The organism is Sorangium sp. So ce128 (genome assembly GCF_051525245.1).
Classification (GTDB): domain Bacteria; phylum Myxococcota_A; class Polyangia; order Polyangiales; family Polyangiaceae; genus Sorangium; species Sorangium cellulosum_B.
This window is the reverse complement of sequence record NZ_CP150313.1, coordinates 1,041,241-1,057,711: the sequence shown is the minus strand read 5'-3', so window position 1 is coordinate 1,057,711 and position 16,471 is coordinate 1,041,241. Positions and strand designations below refer to the sequence as shown.

Sequence of the window (16,471 nt, the reverse complement as noted above, 5' to 3'; positions counted from 1 at the left end):
AACGGGAGCGCGAGCGCAACTCCGGATGCGCCACGCAGGAAGGTACGGCGGCTCAGAGGTTTCATTGTTTCTCCGGGACGATGACGGGGCGGTAGCGGAAGGCGTCGGTCTGCGTGAGCGCGACCAGGAGCTCGGACAGGCTGTAACCGCTGTCCTTGAACGCGAGCGAGAGCGACGCCATCGAGCAGCGATCGGCGTCCGTCTTGTCGCGACCGTAGAAGAAGCGGAAGTTCTGCAGCACGTAGCAGGCGCGCGCCTCCTCGCTCTGCGCGAGGCGCTGGCCCAGCTCGGCGGCGTTCGCCACAGGGCCGTTGACGTCGCGCGTGCTCGAGATGGCGCTCGAGGTGTCGATCGGCCTGCCGGCCTCGTCCGTGGTGCGGGGGCGGCCCACGGCGTCGAACGACTCGAACACCACGCCGATGGGATCCATCAGCGCGTGGCACCCCGCGCAGCTCGGCTCGGTGCGGTGGAGCTCGAGGCGCTCGCGCTGCGAGAGCCCCTCTCCCAGGCCCTCGAGATCGAGCTTCACGTCGTTGGGCGGCGCGGGCACGATCTGGCACAGGAGATCGGTGCGCACCTTGAGGCCGCGGCGGACGATCGAGGTGCGCGTCGCCTTGTCGCGCGTGAGCATCATGCCCTGGGTCAGCACGCCCGAGCGGCCAGGCATGTCGACCTTGATGAAATCGTCGCCGCTCACCCCGCTCACGCCGTAGTGCTGCGCGAGCGCGCCGTTCACGAAGCTGTAGTCGGCGGCGAAGAGGTCGTCGAGCGAGCCGCTCGGGCTCGCGAACAGGTCCTTCACGAACGTGCGCGTCTCCGCTCGCAGCAAGGCGGGCAGGTCGCGCGAGAGGTCTGGATACACCTCCGGATCGCGGTTCATGCTGCCCAGGATGTCGGTGTCGAGCCACTGGTCGAAGTACTCGAGCAAGCGCTCGGCCTTGGGATCGGCCAGCATGCGCCGCACCTGGGCTTCGAGCTGCTCTGGCGTGCCGAGCTCGTCCGCCTCCGCCGCCCGCGTGAGCTCCTCGTCCGGCTGCGACTGCCAGACCAGGTACGAGAGCCGCGAGGCCATCTCGTACGGCGTGGGCTCGGTGACGTCCCCCGTGCTCGCCTGGCCGAGCTCGACGCGATAGAGCACGTTCGGCGACTGCAGCATGCTGAAGACGACCCACTCGATGCCGTCGTCGAAGGTGTACCCGTCCGATCCTGCGGTGAAGCGCTCCTCGTAACTCTGGACCTCGGCTTCCGTGAGCGGCCGGCGGTACGCCCTGGCGCCGAAGGTGCGGATGAAGTCGCGCGCGCACTCGATCTCACCGATCTCCTCCGGATCGCAGGAGACGAGGCCCGAGGCGTGGGCCGCGACAGCGGCGACCTCCTCCGCGGCGTCGAGGAACTTCTGCGCGACGAGCGAGCCGACGTTCAAGAAGCTCGCGTTGTTGCGGAAGCCGAGCGACTCGGACTCGTTCGGAAATGTGGCGACCACCTTGTCGACGGCGGAGGCCACGCCCGGGACGCCGGAGAAGAGATCCTTCACCGTGCTTTCGTACTCGTAATTGCTGAGACGGCGGAGCGGCGCCGTACCGGGCCTCGGCGTCTGGCAGAACGCCGAATCCAGCACGTCTTCCGGGGGCTCTACGATCCCAGGCTCGTCCCCGCCGGGGCCCGTGCCAGACCCCGTGGACTGGCCGGGCCCGCCGATCTGGCCGTTGCAAGCCGCGACGAACGCGAGCAAGAGCGGCGCAGCGTACCTGAGTTGTGAGCCGAAAAGCTCGAGAGGCCAGCGATGCGTGTGTTGCTCGGGGTTCACCGTGTTCTCCACGCCGCGCCCGACGAAAGGCACGAGTTGGTGCGAGCGCCGACCACATGGATCGGCACCTGCACGTGTTCCCGACGCTGCGACTCAACAGCGCCGATTTAACAGTATGTACCAGAACCTGTCCTGTCCGGCTCACGGCAGAGGTCGATCGCGAACTTTTTTGTGCCCCAACGACCCACCAACCCACCCATTTTATCTACCGTCGTCGCGTTTTTGAACCTCGACGGTATCTGCGCGCGACACCTCACGAAACATCACTGCCGACAGTAGATACTTCAACTACCGACGATTTCGACGGCTGGACGTGGGGACGTGGGCACGTGGAGACGTCGGGATCGCGCCGGAGGAGAAGGCGCCTTCCTTCCGCCATGAGGTCGTGGCACCATCGCCGCGCCGGGCGCCGTTCGAATCAACAGACGCTCGCGGAGGTGCGGCCGATGGGGGTCAAGGTTCTCTTCATCGTCAAGGAGATAGAGGGGGCCGAGCCGCTCGGCGCGCTGTACGTGGCGGGCTGCCTGGAGCAAGCGGGCCACGAGTGCAAGTTCATCGGCACGCGCGGCAACGATGTCCTCGCCGAGGTGCGGCGGTACGGGCCGGACGTCATCGCCTTCGGGGCGACGACCGGGCTCCATCGCTATTATCTCGGGCTCAATCACCACATCAAGCAGCATTATCCGAAGGCGGTGTCGCTGATGGGCGGGCCGCACGCGACCTATTACCCGGAGGTCATCCAGACGCCGGGGCTCGACGTGGTGTGCCAGGGCGAGGGCGAGGACGCCGCCGTCGAGCTGTGCGACGCGCTGGCGCGAGGCGACGATCACCGCGGTATCCGGGACCTCTGGGTCAAGTCGGAGGGGAAAATCTACAGGAATCCAGCGCGCGGGCTGCGCCGCGACCTCGACGCGATCCCCTTCCCTCCGCGGCGTCTGCTCTACGAGTACGACGACGGCCTGCGGCGGCGCCCCCTCAAGTCGTTCACCACGAACCGGGGGTGCCCCTTCCCCTGCAGCTACTGCTTCAACCCGTCGCTGGTCGAGCACTACGGCTCGAGCTGGAAGAAGGTGCGCGTCCGCAGCCCCGAGAACGTCGTGGCCGAGCTCGTCCACGTGATGAAGCAAGGCCCGCTCCAGTTCGTCGGCTTTCGCGAGAGCATCTTCGTGTACGACGCCGAGTGGCTGAGGCAGTTCGGAGAGCTCTACCGGCGTGAGGTGAAGCTGCCTTATTACTGCCACCTGCGCGCTGACATGATGACCGAGGAGATGGTGGATCTCCTCGCCTGGTCTGGCTGTTACACCGTCAACGTCGGCATCGAGACCGCGAACCCCGAGCTCGCGAACGGCGTCTTGCGGCGCCAGATCCGGATGGACCGGCTCGTCCACGGGATCCGCCTCCTCAAGCGCGCGGGGATCGTGGTCTTCGCCGACAACATCCTCGGCATCCCGGGCGGGACGCTCGAGGACGACCTGGCGACGCTGGAGCTCAACATCGAGCTCGACGTGGACTACGCCGCCGCCACCTTGTGCACGCCCTATCCCGGAACGGGCATCGCTGCGTACGCGGTCGAGCACGGCCATTTCAGCGGGGACTTCGATCTCATCGACGACAGCTATTACACCGAGTCGGTGCTGCGCTTCTCGTCCGACGAGGAAAAGCGGCAGATCGAGAACCTGCACAAGGTGTTCGCGGTCACGGCCGCCATCCCTGCGCTGCTGCCGCTCATGAAGCGGCTCATCAGGCTCCCGCCGAACGATTTCTTCTATGCGATGTTCCGCGCCTGGTACCTCGTCTGCCACATGACAGACGTGATGCCGCGCCGGCTCGAGCTCGCCGAGCTCGTCAATAGCGCGTTATCGATCTTCGGGGTGTACCGGGGCGCCGACGAGAACCGGTATCCCGCCCCGGCCCCCGAAGCGTTGCCCGTCGCGGCGCCGCCGGCGCCGGCTGCCTGCGGGGACACGAGGACCATCCAGCTGAGACGCCGCCCGCGGATCGCGGCGGAGAGCGAGGAGGCGCGGGATGTTCGCTGATCCGAAGAAGGTCGGGCTGCGGCGGCTGAAGAGGCGGCTCAAGGCGGGCGCGTCCATCGCGATCGCCATGGCCGCCGGGGCGTTCCTTGCCTGCAAGGGCGGCGCGAGCGACCCGGGCGCGTCGCCGAGCGGCCCCGACGCGCGGACCGGCCCTGACCGCCGGAGCGCGGCCGGCGGGAGCAGCGGCCAGAGCGCGCCCGCCCCGACCAGCGACTCCGTGAGCGGGGGCGCCGCCGACGCCGGCGATGGGATGGGTGCCACGGCGCCTGCGGACGCGGAGGCCGGCGAGGCCATCGTGGCCCGCGACGCCGGCGCTCCCGCGGACGCCGGCGGGGCGATGATGGTCCCGAGCGGCAAGCCTGCCGCGGGCGTGAAGCCCCGCGCGCCGCACGTGGACAAGGAAGAGCACCGCAAGGGGATGCCGGTGCGGGACAACCTCCTCGAATGATCCCGGGGGCGCGCGGCCCCGGGATGCGCCGCGCTGGCGGAAAAGAAGCGTGTCTGCCGGCGCGGAGGTCACCCGCGCGCGGTCGCGCCGCCGCACACGGGCCTCGCGGACGGGCGCGCGCCCGCGAGGTAGGCCCGCGGCGTCACCCCGAGCAGCGACCGGAACTCGGCGGTGAGGTGGGCCTGGTCGTAGAAGCCGGTCTCGAGGGCGAGCCGCGCGAGGCTCGTCGTGGCGAGGCGCTCGGCGGCGCGACGGATGCGCGCGATGCGCGCGTAGCGCTTCGGCGATATGCCGATCTCCTCGTGGAAGAGCGCGCGCAGCGTCCGCTCTGCGACGCGGAGGCGCCGCGCGAGCGCGGGGATGGAGGCGTCCGAGTCGGGTGCCAGCGCGGAGGCGTCGAGGGCATCGACGGCGCGGCGCAGGAGCGCCCGGCGCGCGGGGGCGTCGGCCCTCGCGCCGACCGCGCGGCAGAGGGCGTCCTCGAGCAGGCGCACCGCCGCGGCCGGGTCCCCGCCGGCGCGAGCGAGCGCATGGCGAAGCTCGCGCGCGCGTGCGCCCCAGAGGTCGTCGAGCGGGACGACGCGATCGACGAGCTCGTGGGCGGCGACGCCGAGGGCGGGCCGCGCGCCCCCGGGGTGGAACGAGAGGCGAGCATAGAGAGGCACCGCGCCCGACGGCTTGAACGTGGCGCGCTGAAGCGGCCCCACCGCGGCCACGACCGGCTCTCCGCCGGTCCAGCACGCGACGAGCGACGTGGTCCCGCTCGGTAGCCGCGTCCACCCCCCGGGCGGCGAGGGGACGGCGCTCATCACGTGGACGTCGGAGATCCAGGAACGGAGCGGCGCACGCGGCGGGAGGTCGCAGCTCTCCGAGCGGGATGGCGGGAGCGAGGGCGCAAGCACGAAGGCAGTGTAGCGCGCGCGGCCTCCGGCGCCTCGGCCGTCGCGCGCCGACGAGCTCGACCTTCGTGCCGGAATCTCCAAGAGACGGCTTCGCCGAGACAGCAGGCTTCGCGCTCGAAACGGAGGTGTTCATGATCCTTGTTGCTGGTGCGACAGGCACCATCGGTCGCGCGCTGATCCCACAGCTGCTCGCCGCCCGGGCCGACGTTCGGGTGCTCACCCGCGATCCCGCCCGCGCGCGTGCGCTCTGGGGAAACGACGTCGAGGTGGCCTGCGGGGACTTCACGGATGCGCCGTCGCTCGGGCGCTCGCTCGGAAGCGTCGACCGCGTCTTCTTGCTCACGGCGCCCGGGCCGACGGTGGCCGACCACGACCGCGCGATGGCCGCGGCGGTGATGCGCTCGCGGGTCGAGCAGATCGTCAAGCTCTCGGCTTACGGCGCCGAGCAAGAGGACCTCATCGCGTCCAGCTGGCATCGGGCCGGAGAAGGAGCGGTGATCGCGACGGGGCGCCGCTTCACGCTGCTCCGGCCGGCGGGATTCCACTCGAACGTGCTCGCGTGGGCCGCGAACGTGCGCGCCGGCGCTTCGATCGAGGTCTCGACCGGCACAGGGAAGCACGCGGTCGTCGACCCGCGCGACGTCGCGGCCGTCGCCGCCCGGGCGCTCACGTCAAACGATCACGATGGGCGGGCGTATACCCTCACCGGGCCCGCCGGCCTCGACGCCCACGAGCAGATCGCGATCCTCGCCGAGGCGCTCGGACGCCCGATCGCCGCCGAGGACGTCACCGTCGAGCATGCGACGGCGAAGATGCGGGCGGCCGGCGCCCCGGAAGCGTTCGTCGCGGCGGTCTCCCAGGGCCTCACGTTCCTGCGCGACGGGCGCGCGTCGGCGCCGACGGACGACGTCGCCGCGGTCCTCGGCCGCCCGCCGCGGCCCTTCGCAGCGTGGGTCCGGGATCACCTCGACGCATTTCGCTGAGCGCCGGCGAGCCCAGAGGCGCGCCGCCGGGAGGCCTTGCATCAGGCGATCATGGGTAGAAGCCGACATCGTCGATATAGACGTCGAAATCCTCCCCTTCCGTGAACCCGAACTCGATCGCGAAGAGCCCTGTGAGATCGATGTCCTCGCCGGTTTGCTCGGCGTCCCCGCCGTCGCGCGCGAACTCATCGAAGGGGATCACGACCGGCGCCCACGCCGTGCCGAGGCGCGCGGTGAATGACCAGTCGTCGAAGCACGGATTGGCCACGTCCTCGCCCGATTCATCGCAGAGCCCGCCCGCGGGGTCCGAGGTCTTGTCCGTGATGTTGACCTTCATCGTCGTCGCCGCGCCCGCGTCGCCGAGCCTGGCCCAGAACACGATACCGCTGTACGCCGACGCGTCGTAGGCGAACAGGCCCCCGTCGGGGCCGTTCAGCGCGAAGCCGAACCCGGCGCCCCACTCCGTGAAGCCGGATCCGAACGTGTGCATCGCCATCGTGCTCTCGCCGCGTGGCTCCGCGAGCTCCTCCGGGATGAACCCGACGGGATTGTCTTCCGTGTAGACCGGGGGAGTCTGCGTGCCCGTCCCATCATTGAAGCTGTACCAGTAGCCGACCCTGCCGCCCGCCTCATCGATGGCGCTGTCGCCGTCTTCCATGTCGTCGATCAGCTCGACGTCCGTGGGGACGACCACCTCGCCCCCGCCCGCGCCTGCGCCGGCCTCGCCCCCCGCCCCCGCGCCGGCCTCGCCGCCCGCTCCGTCCACCAGGTGGTAGCTGTCGTCCAGCCCCACGAGCGTGGTGCATCCACCGGCTGTGAGCGTCCACGCCGCGCACATCCATGCTGCACGCCTCTTCGCCATATCTTCTCCTACCACCACCGCGTGGGCACGGTCCACCGCGGCCCTACCGCGCCCACCGCACCCCGGAGAGGCAGCGACGACCGCCGGCGTTGGACGGATCTGCCCTGCGGCGCTGGACGAAGCTCGGGACTTGCGGCGCGGCGCCGATCCGTGAGACCTTCTGTGCGTGAGGTCACCCAGAGCGCCTGAATCGACAGACTTGGTCCGGCGGCTTCGGTTGACCAGCCCATGATTCGTTGGGTGGACGAAATGACGGTTGAAGACATAAGGCGCGGCCTGGACGCCGCCCGCGAGGAGCTGTCGGCTGCAGCCGCTGCGCTCTCCGGAAAACGCGAAGACGGGGGATGGGCCCGTTACCAAACCGCGCACGACAAGTGCATCTCGCTCGAGCGAGATCTCGCCCGAGCGACCGAGGAGGAGTGTGCCGTCGAGATCCCCTGGCAACATCCTTGGGATGTCGGCGCCCCACTCCCGCATGTTTTCTCCTCGGGCTCCAGAACTCTCGTCGTCTACAACATGCGCGAACCTGACCCCGCGTGGGATGGCTCGTATGCGACCGTGGTCGATCCCACCAGCGCCGACCTGCGCCTGATCGCCATCGTCGAATTCGAGCGATGCCTCGCCCACAAGCTCGGTCCACCGAATGACGAGGTTCTCCACGGACATCCCCTGCACGGCCGCGGGTTGGTCGGGTATGCTGCGCACGTCGTCGAGAGGTCTCGATGGATCGCCGAGCTGATGAAGATCAACTCGGTTCACAGCGAGTACAATCCAGATGGGTGGAAGCAGTATCGACACTACTTGCTTGCCTTCCACGATGAGACGTTCGAGTGCATCGCCCGGAGTCATTCACTCAAGCAGACGATGTCGTCGTTCCCCGAAGCGCTCCACTTGTGCACCAGGAGCATCCTGGCGTGACATCGCCGCCCAACAAGCTGCTGAAGCAAACGGCCGCGGCTTGATAGCGGCACGTCGAGCAGATCTGGGTCACTCCTATGGCCATAGACTTCAGAGATTTCGCCATGCTCGTGTCGCTCGACGCCCAGGGCCGCTTCGTTGACCGGCTCGAGCTGTCCATTCCGCTGGAGACGACACGCTCGTGCTTCTCACGCCCACCTGATTTCGAAGACGGATCGGTCGTCTCGTGGGGCGCGCTGACCCCGGAGGAGGCAGAAGACCTCGTCGCCCACGACGTCTATCCCGAGCATCGATCGGAAACCCTTGATCTCGTGCGAGAGCTCTTCGCGGCAGGCGCCTCGACTCGCGTGAGCCTCTACTACGCCGACTCGAACCATGCCTACCGACCTTGACCTGCTCATCGTCGACCCACACAACGCTGCCGTTGTTTGTAGCCGCTCCCTCGGCGGCAACTTGACGCTCGAGCGCGCTCGGCAGGTCCTGGCGCGGGAGCCTGCGACGCGGATGCCAGGCCTGGAAGCCTGGAGCGGCGTATCGCCCGATGAGCTCCGGCAGATCTCCAGCGCGAGCTACGCCCATGGCGCGGATCCAGCGGAGATCGACGTCATCGCGCAGCGCTTCCCATCCCCAAGGTATGTCTGGATCCTGGTGAGGGATTTCTAGCGCTGCCGTCGCGATACCGGTCTTGTGCCACACACGAAGAACCCCATGGCGATGCCGCGTATCACCCTGGCGCACCGAGCATTGTGCGCATTCCTGCGGTCGTTGGGCGTGACGAAACAGAGGTTGCTGCGGAATTCTATCCTGGGCGTTCGGAGGTCCCCGAGGCGATCGTGCACCGGACCAAATGCGGACAATACGAATACCGTGGATTTTTGTCGGTTTCTTCGCTGGCCGACGGTGAATCGTTACAACCGAGAGGTGTGAGCGCTACACTGAGCTCAGCCCATATGCCCGTCCATGCCATCCGAATCGAAGAGCGCCTCTGGTCGAGCGCGTCGCCGCTCCGCAGGCAGGAGTGGCGCACGCTCACGACCGATATCGTCTCCGGCGAGCCGCCCTGGCCCTCGCGCGAGCCCTGCACCCTCGTCGCCGGTTGCGACGACAGCGACCTCCACTTCGTCTTCACCGGGAGCGCCCTCTCGGCAGACACCCTCGCCCTCGCGCGGGCGGAGGTCGCGCCGCTCGTGGGCGAGTACGTGGATCTCATCCGGAAGCTCTCCGGGGGCGACCTCTACCCCGCCCACATCGAGCCCATCGATATGGCCAAGCGCGTCCTCCACGACGCCGGCGCGAGGCGGATAGGCGCCCTCCTCCCCGACCTGAGCCCGAGCTTCGAGACGCGCCGCCGCTTCTTCTCGCTCGTCGTCTCGCTGCTCGTCGACACGACGCGGCTCGGCCCGCTCCCAGCGCACCAGCACGATCCGAGGCGCGTGCGGTAGCCGGGCGTCAGCCGGAAACAACGACGAGCGGCGGTCACCCGCACAGGAGACGGGCCCAGATCGGCGTTTTCGGCGCACAGGCGTGCTCCAGCACGCCGAGCACCGAAAACGTCGAGGTGGGCCCGTATCCGCAGCGGGTGCCCGCCGCTCGGGTGACCGCCGCTCGGATCAGCGGGCGCCCAGGAAGTCTAGCTTGCCGATCTCGAGCCCGTTGTGGCGCAAGATCGCGTAGGCGGTCGTCACGTGAAAATAGAAGTTGGGCAGCACGAAGTGCAGCAGGTAAACCAGGCCCTTGAATTGCAGCGGCTGATCGCGCGTCGGGATGGTGATATCGCGGTCCTCGGAGCCGTCGATCTGCTCGGGCCGGAGGCTGTTCAGGAACGCGACGGTCTTGGTGATGCGGGCCTGTAGCTCCTGGAAGCTGGCCTCGTTGTCCTCGTACTTCGGCAGATCGGCGGCCGCCAGCCGCGCTCCACAGCCCTTGGCCATGTCGGTGGCGATCTGCACCTGGCGCGTGAACGAGAGCATGTCCGGGGCGAGGCGCGCGTCGAGAAGGACGCGAGGCTCGATCTTCTTCGCCTCGGCGTACGCGGCGGCCTTGGTGAGGATCGCCGAGAGGTTGCCGAGCATCCTGACGAGCACCGGGACCGAGGCCTGATACATCGAGATCGTCATCTTCTCATCTCCTTGCTATCGCACGGTTCAGGCAGCGCGTTCCCCGCACGGCGCACGCGGCGCGGCGCCGACGCACCCCTCGGCGGGGACGCGAGCAGGCGCGAACATAGGGCATCCTGCTCGTCAGGCAAGGACGCCCTGTCGCGCAGGGGCCGCCCGCGCCCCCCCGGGCGCCCGAGCACGGCGCTCGTTCGCCGGGATCCACGGACTCCAGCGCTGAGGACACGCCCGCCGAGCGCTCCGCGTCATGACGCGCTCGTGAAGTAATGTAAAGGGCATTGACGAACAAGCCTCGATGACGGGGTGCCGCGGCGCGGCTCCGCGCCGGGGAGGGAGCGCGATGGAGCGCGCCGTGATGGCCCTCGACGGCCGCGCGGGCGGCGCGCTATAGGGGGCGCCGATGCGAAACCTCCTTTTCCTCTGCTTGTTCACGGCTGCGCTCGCGACCGCGTGCGGCTCCACGACGACCGATCCGGAGCCGACCGGGAGCGGCGGGTCGGCCGCCAGCTCGACGAGCGAAAGCTCGGCGAGCGCCAGTTCGACGACCTCCAGCTCGGCCTCGGGCGCAACCTGCACTCCTGGCGAGACCATGTCCTGCACCTGTCACGCCGCCAGCGCGCCCGGCGTCGCGACGTGCCTCGCCGACGGCAGCGGCTACGGGCCGTGCATGGAGCAAGACGGCGGCGACTGCGGCTGTCCCCTCGGGCGCGGCGACGGCTGCTGCCCTGGCGACGGCATCTGCTGCGCGTGCGTGCAAGGCTGCGATCCGAACACGGATCCCCTGCAAGATCCCGAGACGGACGCGCTCATCGCCTGCGTCTGCGCGGCAGGTGTGTGCGCCGACGAGTGCGAGAGGGAGTGCGCCGGCCAGGGCATCGCGGCGGACTGCAGGGCGTGCGTGCAGCAGGCGGGCGCGGACGCGTGCAAGGCGGAGTACGAGGCCTGCGGCGGGACGTGAGCCCGCGCCGCGGCGCGCGGCGCGCGGCGCGCGGCCAATGACGCGCAGGAGGCCGGCGCCGATTCCCCCCTTACCCGCCCCGGCCCGCCGCTACATCCTCTCGGGCTCTGCCGCTCTCGCCTGCAGCAGCGCCTCGATCCGCCGGAGCAGCTCCGCCGGGTCGATCGGCTTCGGCAGGACGCGTCCCCCGTGGGCCGAGAGGAACCGCCTGCTCACCTCGCTCGTGCCCCCTCCGGTCATGAACAGCACCCGGTCGACGAGCGCCGGCAGCTCCGCCTCGAGCCACTCGTGGAGCTCTATCCCCGTGCCCTCCTGCATCACGATATCGCAGAGCACGACATCGAAGTTTGCGTCCAGCTGGAGCGTCCTCTGGGCCTCTCTGCCCGAGCGCGCGCAAACGACCTCGTGCGACGCCTCGAGGAGCCTGCGCAGCGCGCGCAGGAGGAGGGGCTCGTCGTCCACGACGAGGATCCGGGCGCGCCGTGACGGCTCCTCGTCCCGCGCGGGCGCAGGCGGCGCTCGACGAGGGGTGAGCTCGGCGCTCGACCAGGCGGGCAGCCGGACGCGGACGCAGGTGCCGACGCCGGCCTCGCTGCTGACGCCGATGGTGCCGCCGCACGACTCGACGATGTTGCGGCAGATCGCGAGTCCGAGCCCCGTCCCCTCCCCCGCGCGCTTCGTGGTGAAGAACGGCTCGAACAGCCTGTGCATGTGCTCTTCGGGCACGCCGCAGCCGGAGTCCACGATCTCCGCGACGACCTCCCGGCCCTGGTCGCGGGTCCGCACCTCGACGACGTTTTCGGCGACGCGCCCCTCCCGGATCGACTGCGCCGCGTTGATGAGCAGGTTGACGAACACCTGCGTCAGGCGCCCCTCCGCGCCGCTCACGGGCGCGACCGAGGCGAGCTCACGCACGACCCGCGCGCGGTGCTTCATCTGGGGATGCACGATGTTGAGCGCGCTCTCGATCACCGCGTTGACGTCGGTCGGCCCGATCGCCTCGTTCGCCTCCGCGCGCGCGAACACCCCGAGATCCCCGACGATGTCCACCACCCGCGCAGCGCCGTGGCGGGCGTCCGCGAGCGGCTGGGCGAGGTGCTCGGTGGCGACGCCCTTGTCGGCAAGCCGCCGCACCTCGCGGGCGAGCAGCTCGAGGTTGGCCACCACGTACGCGAGAGGATTGTTGATCTCGTGGGCCACACCCGCCGCGAGCTGGCCGACCGCGGCCAGCCGCTCGCTGCGCTCGAGCCGTGACCTCAGCTCGTCGGCCCGGCGCCGCCCGGTCACGTCGCGCAGGAGCGCCATGCGCGAGGGGCGCCCCTGCCAGTCCACGCCGACCCAGCGAACGTCGATGGCGACCTGCTGCCCTCCGATCTCCAGGCTCGTCTCGCCGGCGCAGAGCGCCGCCGGGCAGCCCCGCCCGGCGACGGGGCGCCCGTCGCCCAGCAGCGACTCTGCGGCGGGGTTCGCGAAGAGCACCGTCCCGGAGGGATCCAGCACGATCACCCCATCGGCGCTCCGGGCGATGAGCTGGTGCAGGTTGGCCTCGTTCTCGCGGGCTTCGGCCATCGCCCGCGCGAGCTGCGTCAGGAGCTGCTGGCGGCTGACCGCATAGCGGATGGCTCGCCACAACGTGTCCGCGTCGAGGCCCCGCTTCACGAGGTAATCCTGCACCGAGGCGCCGAGCGCGCGCTCCGCGAGGCGGACGTCGTCGTGTCCCGTCAGCACGACGATGGGCACATGGGGGTCCACCGCCCGCACCCGCTCGACCACCTCGAGGCCCTCGCCATCGGGCAAGGAGAGGTCGAGGAGGACGACATCCCACCCCTCGTTCACGCGCGCGAGCCCGGCGGCGAGCGTCTCCGCATGCGCGAGCTCGGCGCGCTGCCACGGCACGGCGTCGAGGTGGCTTTGCACGACGGAGGCCGCGATGGCGCTGTCCTCGATCAGCAGGAGGCGAAAGCGAGGCGCAGGCGGCGCCCGGCTGGGTTCAGCGGACATGGTGACCCCCTGATGGCTAAGGAACTCCAACGCTTTCCCGGAATCAAGCGCCTCGCCGCCCTCGCCGCGCCGGCGGCTCGCAGCGCGGGCGGCGCGGGACCGCCGCGCTCCTCCGCGGCGGACGACGCAACGCACCATCCGGCGTCGGCGGTGGTGGTCAACTTTGCCCGAGAAAGGTCACAGGGAGACGGGGAGACAGGGAGATTCATTGAGTTTTTTCTCCTGCCTCCCCGCCTCCCCGTCCAAATTCGACCAGCACGCCGGCGTCCGCGGACCGGCCGCGCCATCGGCGCTATCGTCGCCGGAACCGGAGATGGAGTTCCTCCCCTTCCCGAAGATGCCGTGCCTCGGCGCGAGCGACGCTCCTACCTGGGTCGCGCTCGAGAAGATCCACGGCGCGCAGCTGGTGATCGGCGTGGATGCGGCCGGCGTCCATTTCGGCAAGCGCAAGGAGTGGCTCCGGGACGAGGACCCCTTCTTCGGCTGGCAGCTGCTCCGCGCGTCGCTCCGGGACGCCGCCCGCGCGGCGTACGCGGCGGTCGGCGCGGCGCGGCTCGTCCTCTACGGCGAGCTCTTCGGCGGCGGCTACCCGCATCCGGACGTGCCCTCGGGCGGCGTGAGCGCGGTGCAGACCGGGGTCTGGTACGCGCCCGACCTGCGGTGGGCGCCCTTCGAGCTCCGCGCGGTCGACGGTAGCGAGGACGCCTTCCTGGCCTGGAGCGAGGCGGCCCCGGTCGCCGCCGCGGCGGGGCTCATGATGCCCCCGCTGCTCGCCCGGGGGCGCAAGGCGGAGATCGCCGCCGTGCCCGAGCGCTTCCCGTCGCGCGTCGCGTCCGCCCTGGGGCTGCCGCCCCTCGGCCCGGAGAACCTCGCGGAGGGCCTGGTGGCCAAGCCCGACGTCCGCATGCCGGCCGGGGCGTACATGGCCTTGAAGCGCAAGATCGCCGAGATGCGCGAGGACCGCTTCGACGAGAGCGCGCCGTGGGACCCGGAGCGCCCGGTCGACCTCACGACGCTGATCCGCTGGGGGGAGCGGCTCGTGAACGGCCCGCGCCTCGCGTCCGCCGCGTCGAAGGTGGGGCGCCACGATCGGGCGGCCGTCGACGAGGAGGCGGCCCTCGACGTGCTCGTGGACCTCGAGGCGGCGTTCCCCGGCGCGATGCGCGCCCTCGCGCCCGAGGACGGCGAGGCGCTGGAGCGCGCCGTCAGGGCCGCCGTCGCGGCAGAGCGGCTCTGAGCCGCGGGGCCGGGCGCTCGCGCGCGCGACGCCGGCCGCGCGCTATCCTCGGCTCGATGCTGCCCCACCCGCCGCGCGTCGTTCGACTGGTCCTCCTCACCGCGAGGGGTGAGCTCGTGGGCGCGCTGCCGTCCTATCCGGTCGCGACGCCCTGGTGGCAGGACGCGCGCTCGGTCGTCAAGGGTGCCCGCGAGCGCTTCGGCCTCCAGGTGACGGTCCTCCGGATGCTCGCCGCCGAGCTCCCGATCCCCCACGGCGGGACGGTCACCTACCTCGCGGAGGCGGAGATCGACGCGCCGCCGCCCGGCGTCGAGCCCTGGCGCGGAGCGCTCGACGACCACCCGCTCCGGCAGCCGTGGGCGCGGCCGGGCGGGCCTGCAGACGACCTCGCGTGGGCGGACGCCGTCCTGCGCGATCGGGGCCTCGCGCGGACGGCGCCCGCCGAGCAGATGCGGTCGTGGAACCTGTCGAGCCTGTGGCGGCTCCGTGCTGGCGACCAGACGGTCTGGCTGAAGCACGTCCCTCCGTTCTTCGGGCACGAGGGGGCTGTGATCGCGCGGCTCGCGGGCGGGCCCGTGCCGGCGCTCCTCGACCACGACGACCGGCGGATCCTGATGCCCGAGATCCCGGGCGAGGATCTCTACGAGGCCGATCTGCCGGTCCGGGAGCGGTTGATCTCGCTGCTTGTCGGGCTGCAGCGCGACGCGAGCCGGCAGGTCGGCGAGCTCCTTTCGCTGGGGCTGCCGGACTGGCGCGCGCCGGCCCTGCTCCAGCTCATCACGGACGTGGTGGCTCGGACGCCCGAGCTGTCCGCCGGGGATCGGGCGACCCTCGACAGCTTCATCGATGGCCTGCCCGAGCGCTTCGCTCGCCTGGCCGAGGCCGGGCTGCCCGACACGCTGGTTCACGGCGACTTTCACCCCGGCAACGCTCGTGGCGACGCGACGTCGGCCGTCCTGCTGGACTGGGGCGACAGCGGCGTCGGGCATCCGCTGCTCGATCAGCCAGCGTTCCTCGACGGGGCCCCGCCCGGCGCGGTCGAGCCGCTCCGGAGCTTCTGGAGCCGCGCGTGGCGCGCCGCGATCCCGGGCTCCGACCCCGAGCGCGCCGCCGAGCTGCTCGCGCCTGTCGCAGCGGCCCGCCAGGCGATCATCTACCGCAAGTTCCTCGACGACATCGAGCCGTCGGAGCACCCCTACCACGCGAGAGATCCCGTGGCGTGGCTCGCGAGGACAGCCGCGATGGTGCGCTCTCGATCCTGCTAGCTAGGTGAGCACCGCTGCCACCGAGCTCTCGGACGGTCGACGACGCGCGCCCTCCCCGCGGCGCGCCTTCCCCGCGAACGGGTACAGCAGGAGTCGGCGGCGTACCGATGGATCAGGGAGAAGAGCACCGCGGTGCCTCCTAAGTTAAATGACGGTCATGGGTCGCTCGCTCCCGCTCTTCTTCGAGGAGAACTCCGAGCCGATCGACCGGCGCATCGCGGTCGGGCTTCGAAAGCTGGGGCTCGCGATGAAGCTGCAGGCGTGGGAACAGGCGAACCACGAGGGCCTGTCGCCCACGCAGGGGCAGATCCTCGCGACCCTCTCGCTCGAGGGGCCGCTCAGCGGGAGCGAGCTCTCGCATCGCCTGGGCGTCACGCTAGCGACCATCAGCGATTCGGTCCGAACGCTCGTGGACAAGGGAGCTGTCGTCAAGCGCCCGGACCCGCGCCACCCGCGGGCGGGCCCGATCGAGCTCACGCCGCACGGGCGCGCGCTCGCGCAGAAAGTGACGACGTTGCCCGACGCCATCGTGTCCGCGGTGGGAGCGCTCTCGGCGCTGGAGCAAGAGGCGTTCCTGGCTGGCGTCGTGAAGATCATCCGTTCCTTGCAGCTCAGCGGGCACATCCCGGTGAGCCGCATGTGCGTCACCTGCAAGTACTTCCGGCCGAACGCGCATGAAGGGGCGCTGCCCCACCACTGTGCTTTCGTCGACGCGCCGATGGCGGGACGACACCTGAGGATCGATTGCGGCGAACACGAGCAGGCTGAAGAGCAGCAGCGCGAAGACGCGTGGAGGCGCTTCGTCCAGCCCGAGTAGAGCGTTGCTCATCCCCGCGAGATGAGGGGATAGCTTTCCCGAGGCCTGTCACTGGCTCCTCGCTCCGGGCCTGCGCTCCCGCGACCTCGAAGCGCAGCCGGCTCGCGCGCCGGCCCTGTC

Annotated in this window: 16 protein-coding genes; 11 read left to right on the top strand and 5 right to left on the bottom strand. The window is 70.4% G+C overall.

The window, feature by feature from the left end; all coding sequences use genetic code 11:
• Positions 1-61: 61 nt before the first annotated feature.
• Positions 62-1,732 carry a DUF1592 domain-containing protein gene (locus WME82_RS04135; protein WP_438041757.1) on the bottom strand — a complete coding sequence of 557 codons (1,671 nt, stop codon included), beginning with the start codon at positions 1,730-1,732 and terminating at the stop codon, positions 62-64.
• Positions 1,733-2,253: 521 nt separating this feature from the next.
• Here WME82_RS04135 and WME82_RS04130 point away from each other — a divergent pair.
• Both WME82_RS04130 and WME82_RS04125 read left to right on the top strand, forming a co-directional pair.
• On the top strand, positions 2,254-3,843 hold the full coding sequence (locus WME82_RS04130; protein ID WP_437744230.1) for a B12-binding domain-containing radical SAM protein: 1,590 nt from the start codon (positions 2,254-2,256) through the stop codon (positions 3,841-3,843).
• Positions 3,833-4,291, top strand: a complete 459-nt coding sequence (locus WME82_RS04125) for a hypothetical protein (RefSeq protein WP_438041756.1) — start codon at positions 3,833-3,835, stop codon at positions 4,289-4,291. The genes WME82_RS04130 and WME82_RS04125 overlap by 11 nt, the downstream gene beginning before the upstream one ends.
• Before the next feature lie 68 nt (positions 4,292-4,359).
• Here WME82_RS04125 and WME82_RS04120 read toward each other — a convergent pair whose 3' ends face one another.
• Positions 4,360-5,100, bottom strand: a complete 741-nt coding sequence (locus WME82_RS04120; protein WP_438041755.1) for a helix-turn-helix domain-containing protein — start codon at positions 5,098-5,100, stop codon at positions 4,360-4,362.
• A 224-nt stretch (positions 5,101-5,324) separates the two neighbouring features.
• Here WME82_RS04120 and WME82_RS04115 point away from each other — a divergent pair, with 224 nt between their 5' ends.
• Positions 5,325-6,176, top strand: coding sequence for an NAD(P)H-binding protein (locus WME82_RS04115; protein ID WP_438041754.1), 852 nt, complete (start codon positions 5,325-5,327; stop codon positions 6,174-6,176).
• A 49-nt stretch (positions 6,177-6,225) separates the two neighbouring features.
• Here WME82_RS04115 and WME82_RS04110 read toward each other — a convergent pair whose 3' ends face one another.
• The gene (locus WME82_RS04110; protein ID WP_438041753.1) at positions 6,226-7,038 is read right to left on the bottom strand and encodes a hypothetical protein; all 813 of its coding nucleotides are present in this window, start codon (positions 7,036-7,038) and stop codon (positions 6,226-6,228) included.
• Between the two features lie 240 nt (positions 7,039-7,278).
• Here WME82_RS04110 and WME82_RS04105 point away from each other — a divergent pair, with 240 nt between their 5' ends.
• The 4 genes from WME82_RS04105 to WME82_RS04090 all read left to right on the top strand — a co-directional run bounded on the left by WME82_RS04105 (position 7,279) and on the right by WME82_RS04090 (position 9,398).
• Positions 7,279-7,956, top strand: a complete 678-nt coding sequence (locus WME82_RS04105; protein WP_438041752.1) for a hypothetical protein — start codon at positions 7,279-7,281, stop codon at positions 7,954-7,956.
• Between the two features lie 104 nt (positions 7,957-8,060).
• Positions 8,061-8,348 carry a hypothetical protein gene (locus WME82_RS04100; protein WP_438041751.1) on the top strand — a complete coding sequence of 96 codons (288 nt, stop codon included), beginning with the start codon at positions 8,061-8,063 and terminating at the stop codon, positions 8,346-8,348.
• Entirely contained in the window at positions 8,332-8,619 is a 288-nt protein-coding gene (locus WME82_RS04095; protein ID WP_438041750.1) for a hypothetical protein, read from the top strand. The genes WME82_RS04100 and WME82_RS04095 overlap by 17 nt, the downstream gene beginning before the upstream one ends.
• Before the next feature lie 287 nt (positions 8,620-8,906).
• Positions 8,907-9,398, top strand: coding sequence for a UPF0262 family protein (locus tag WME82_RS04090; RefSeq protein ID WP_438041749.1), 492 nt, complete (start codon positions 8,907-8,909; stop codon positions 9,396-9,398).
• Positions 9,399-9,566: 168 nt separating this feature from the next.
• Here WME82_RS04090 and WME82_RS04085 read toward each other — a convergent pair whose 3' ends face one another.
• The gene (locus tag WME82_RS04085; RefSeq protein ID WP_438041748.1) at positions 9,567-10,073 is read right to left on the bottom strand and encodes a DUF1993 domain-containing protein; all 507 of its coding nucleotides are present in this window, start codon (positions 10,071-10,073) and stop codon (positions 9,567-9,569) included.
• A 400-nt stretch (positions 10,074-10,473) separates the two neighbouring features.
• Here WME82_RS04085 and WME82_RS04080 point away from each other — a divergent pair, with 400 nt between their 5' ends.
• A complete protein-coding gene (locus WME82_RS04080) occupies positions 10,474-11,031 on the top strand; it encodes a hypothetical protein (RefSeq protein WP_438041747.1) in 558 nt (185 codons plus the stop codon).
• A 90-nt stretch (positions 11,032-11,121) separates the two neighbouring features.
• Here the strand turns inward: WME82_RS04080 and WME82_RS04075 are convergent, their stop codons facing one another.
• A complete protein-coding gene (locus tag WME82_RS04075) occupies positions 11,122-13,032 on the bottom strand; it encodes a response regulator (RefSeq protein ID WP_438041746.1) in 1,911 nt (636 codons plus the stop codon).
• A 313-nt stretch (positions 13,033-13,345) separates the two neighbouring features.
• On the opposite strand from WME82_RS04075, the gene WME82_RS04070 reads away from it, so the two are divergent.
• The 3 genes from WME82_RS04070 to WME82_RS04060 all read left to right on the top strand — a co-directional run bounded on the left by WME82_RS04070 (position 13,346) and on the right by WME82_RS04060 (position 16,351).
• Positions 13,346-14,269, top strand: a complete 924-nt coding sequence (locus WME82_RS04070) for an RNA ligase family protein (RefSeq protein WP_438041745.1) — start codon at positions 13,346-13,348, stop codon at positions 14,267-14,269.
• A 56-nt stretch (positions 14,270-14,325) separates the two neighbouring features.
• On the top strand, positions 14,326-15,534 hold the full coding sequence (locus WME82_RS04065) for an aminoglycoside phosphotransferase family protein (RefSeq protein WP_438041744.1): 1,209 nt from the start codon (positions 14,326-14,328) through the stop codon (positions 15,532-15,534).
• Positions 15,535-15,691: 157 nt separating this feature from the next.
• Positions 15,692-16,351: a MarR family winged helix-turn-helix transcriptional regulator gene (locus WME82_RS04060; protein WP_438041743.1), complete on the top strand. Its 660-nt coding sequence runs from the start codon at positions 15,692-15,694 to the stop codon at positions 16,349-16,351.
• Positions 16,352-16,471 lie beyond the last annotated feature (120 nt).

Excerpts from the sequence above, each read along its gene's own strand:
- WME82_RS04130 (WP_437744230.1), top strand. The coding sequence starts at position 2,254 with ATGGGGGTCAAGGTTCTCTTCATCGTCAAGGAGATAGAGGGGGCCGAG.
- WME82_RS04125 (WP_438041756.1), top strand. The coding sequence starts at position 3,833 with ATGTTCGCTGATCCGAAGAAGGTCGGGCTGCGGCGGCTGAAGAGGCGG.
- WME82_RS04120 (WP_438041755.1), bottom strand. The coding sequence starts at position 5,100 with ATGAGCGCCGTCCCCTCGCCGCCCGGGGGGTGGACGCGGCTACCGAGC.
- WME82_RS04115 (WP_438041754.1), top strand. The coding sequence starts at position 5,325 with ATGATCCTTGTTGCTGGTGCGACAGGCACCATCGGTCGCGCGCTGATC.
- WME82_RS04110 (WP_438041753.1), bottom strand. The coding sequence starts at position 7,038 with ATGGCGAAGAGGCGTGCAGCATGGATGTGCGCGGCGTGGACGCTCACA.
- WME82_RS04100 (WP_438041751.1), top strand. The coding sequence starts at position 8,061 with ATGCTCGTGTCGCTCGACGCCCAGGGCCGCTTCGTTGACCGGCTCGAG.
- WME82_RS04095 (WP_438041750.1), top strand. The coding sequence starts at position 8,332 with ATGCCTACCGACCTTGACCTGCTCATCGTCGACCCACACAACGCTGCC.
- WME82_RS04090 (WP_438041749.1), top strand. The coding sequence starts at position 8,907 with ATGCCCGTCCATGCCATCCGAATCGAAGAGCGCCTCTGGTCGAGCGCG.
- WME82_RS04085 (WP_438041748.1), bottom strand. The coding sequence starts at position 10,073 with ATGACGATCTCGATGTATCAGGCCTCGGTCCCGGTGCTCGTCAGGATG.
- WME82_RS04080 (WP_438041747.1), top strand. The coding sequence starts at position 10,474 with ATGCGAAACCTCCTTTTCCTCTGCTTGTTCACGGCTGCGCTCGCGACC.
- WME82_RS04075 (WP_438041746.1), bottom strand. The coding sequence starts at position 13,032 with ATGTCCGCTGAACCCAGCCGGGCGCCGCCTGCGCCTCGCTTTCGCCTC.
- WME82_RS04070 (WP_438041745.1), top strand. The coding sequence starts at position 13,346 with ATGGAGTTCCTCCCCTTCCCGAAGATGCCGTGCCTCGGCGCGAGCGAC.
- WME82_RS04065 (WP_438041744.1), top strand. The coding sequence starts at position 14,326 with ATGCTGCCCCACCCGCCGCGCGTCGTTCGACTGGTCCTCCTCACCGCG.
- WME82_RS04060 (WP_438041743.1), top strand. The coding sequence starts at position 15,692 with ATGGGTCGCTCGCTCCCGCTCTTCTTCGAGGAGAACTCCGAGCCGATC.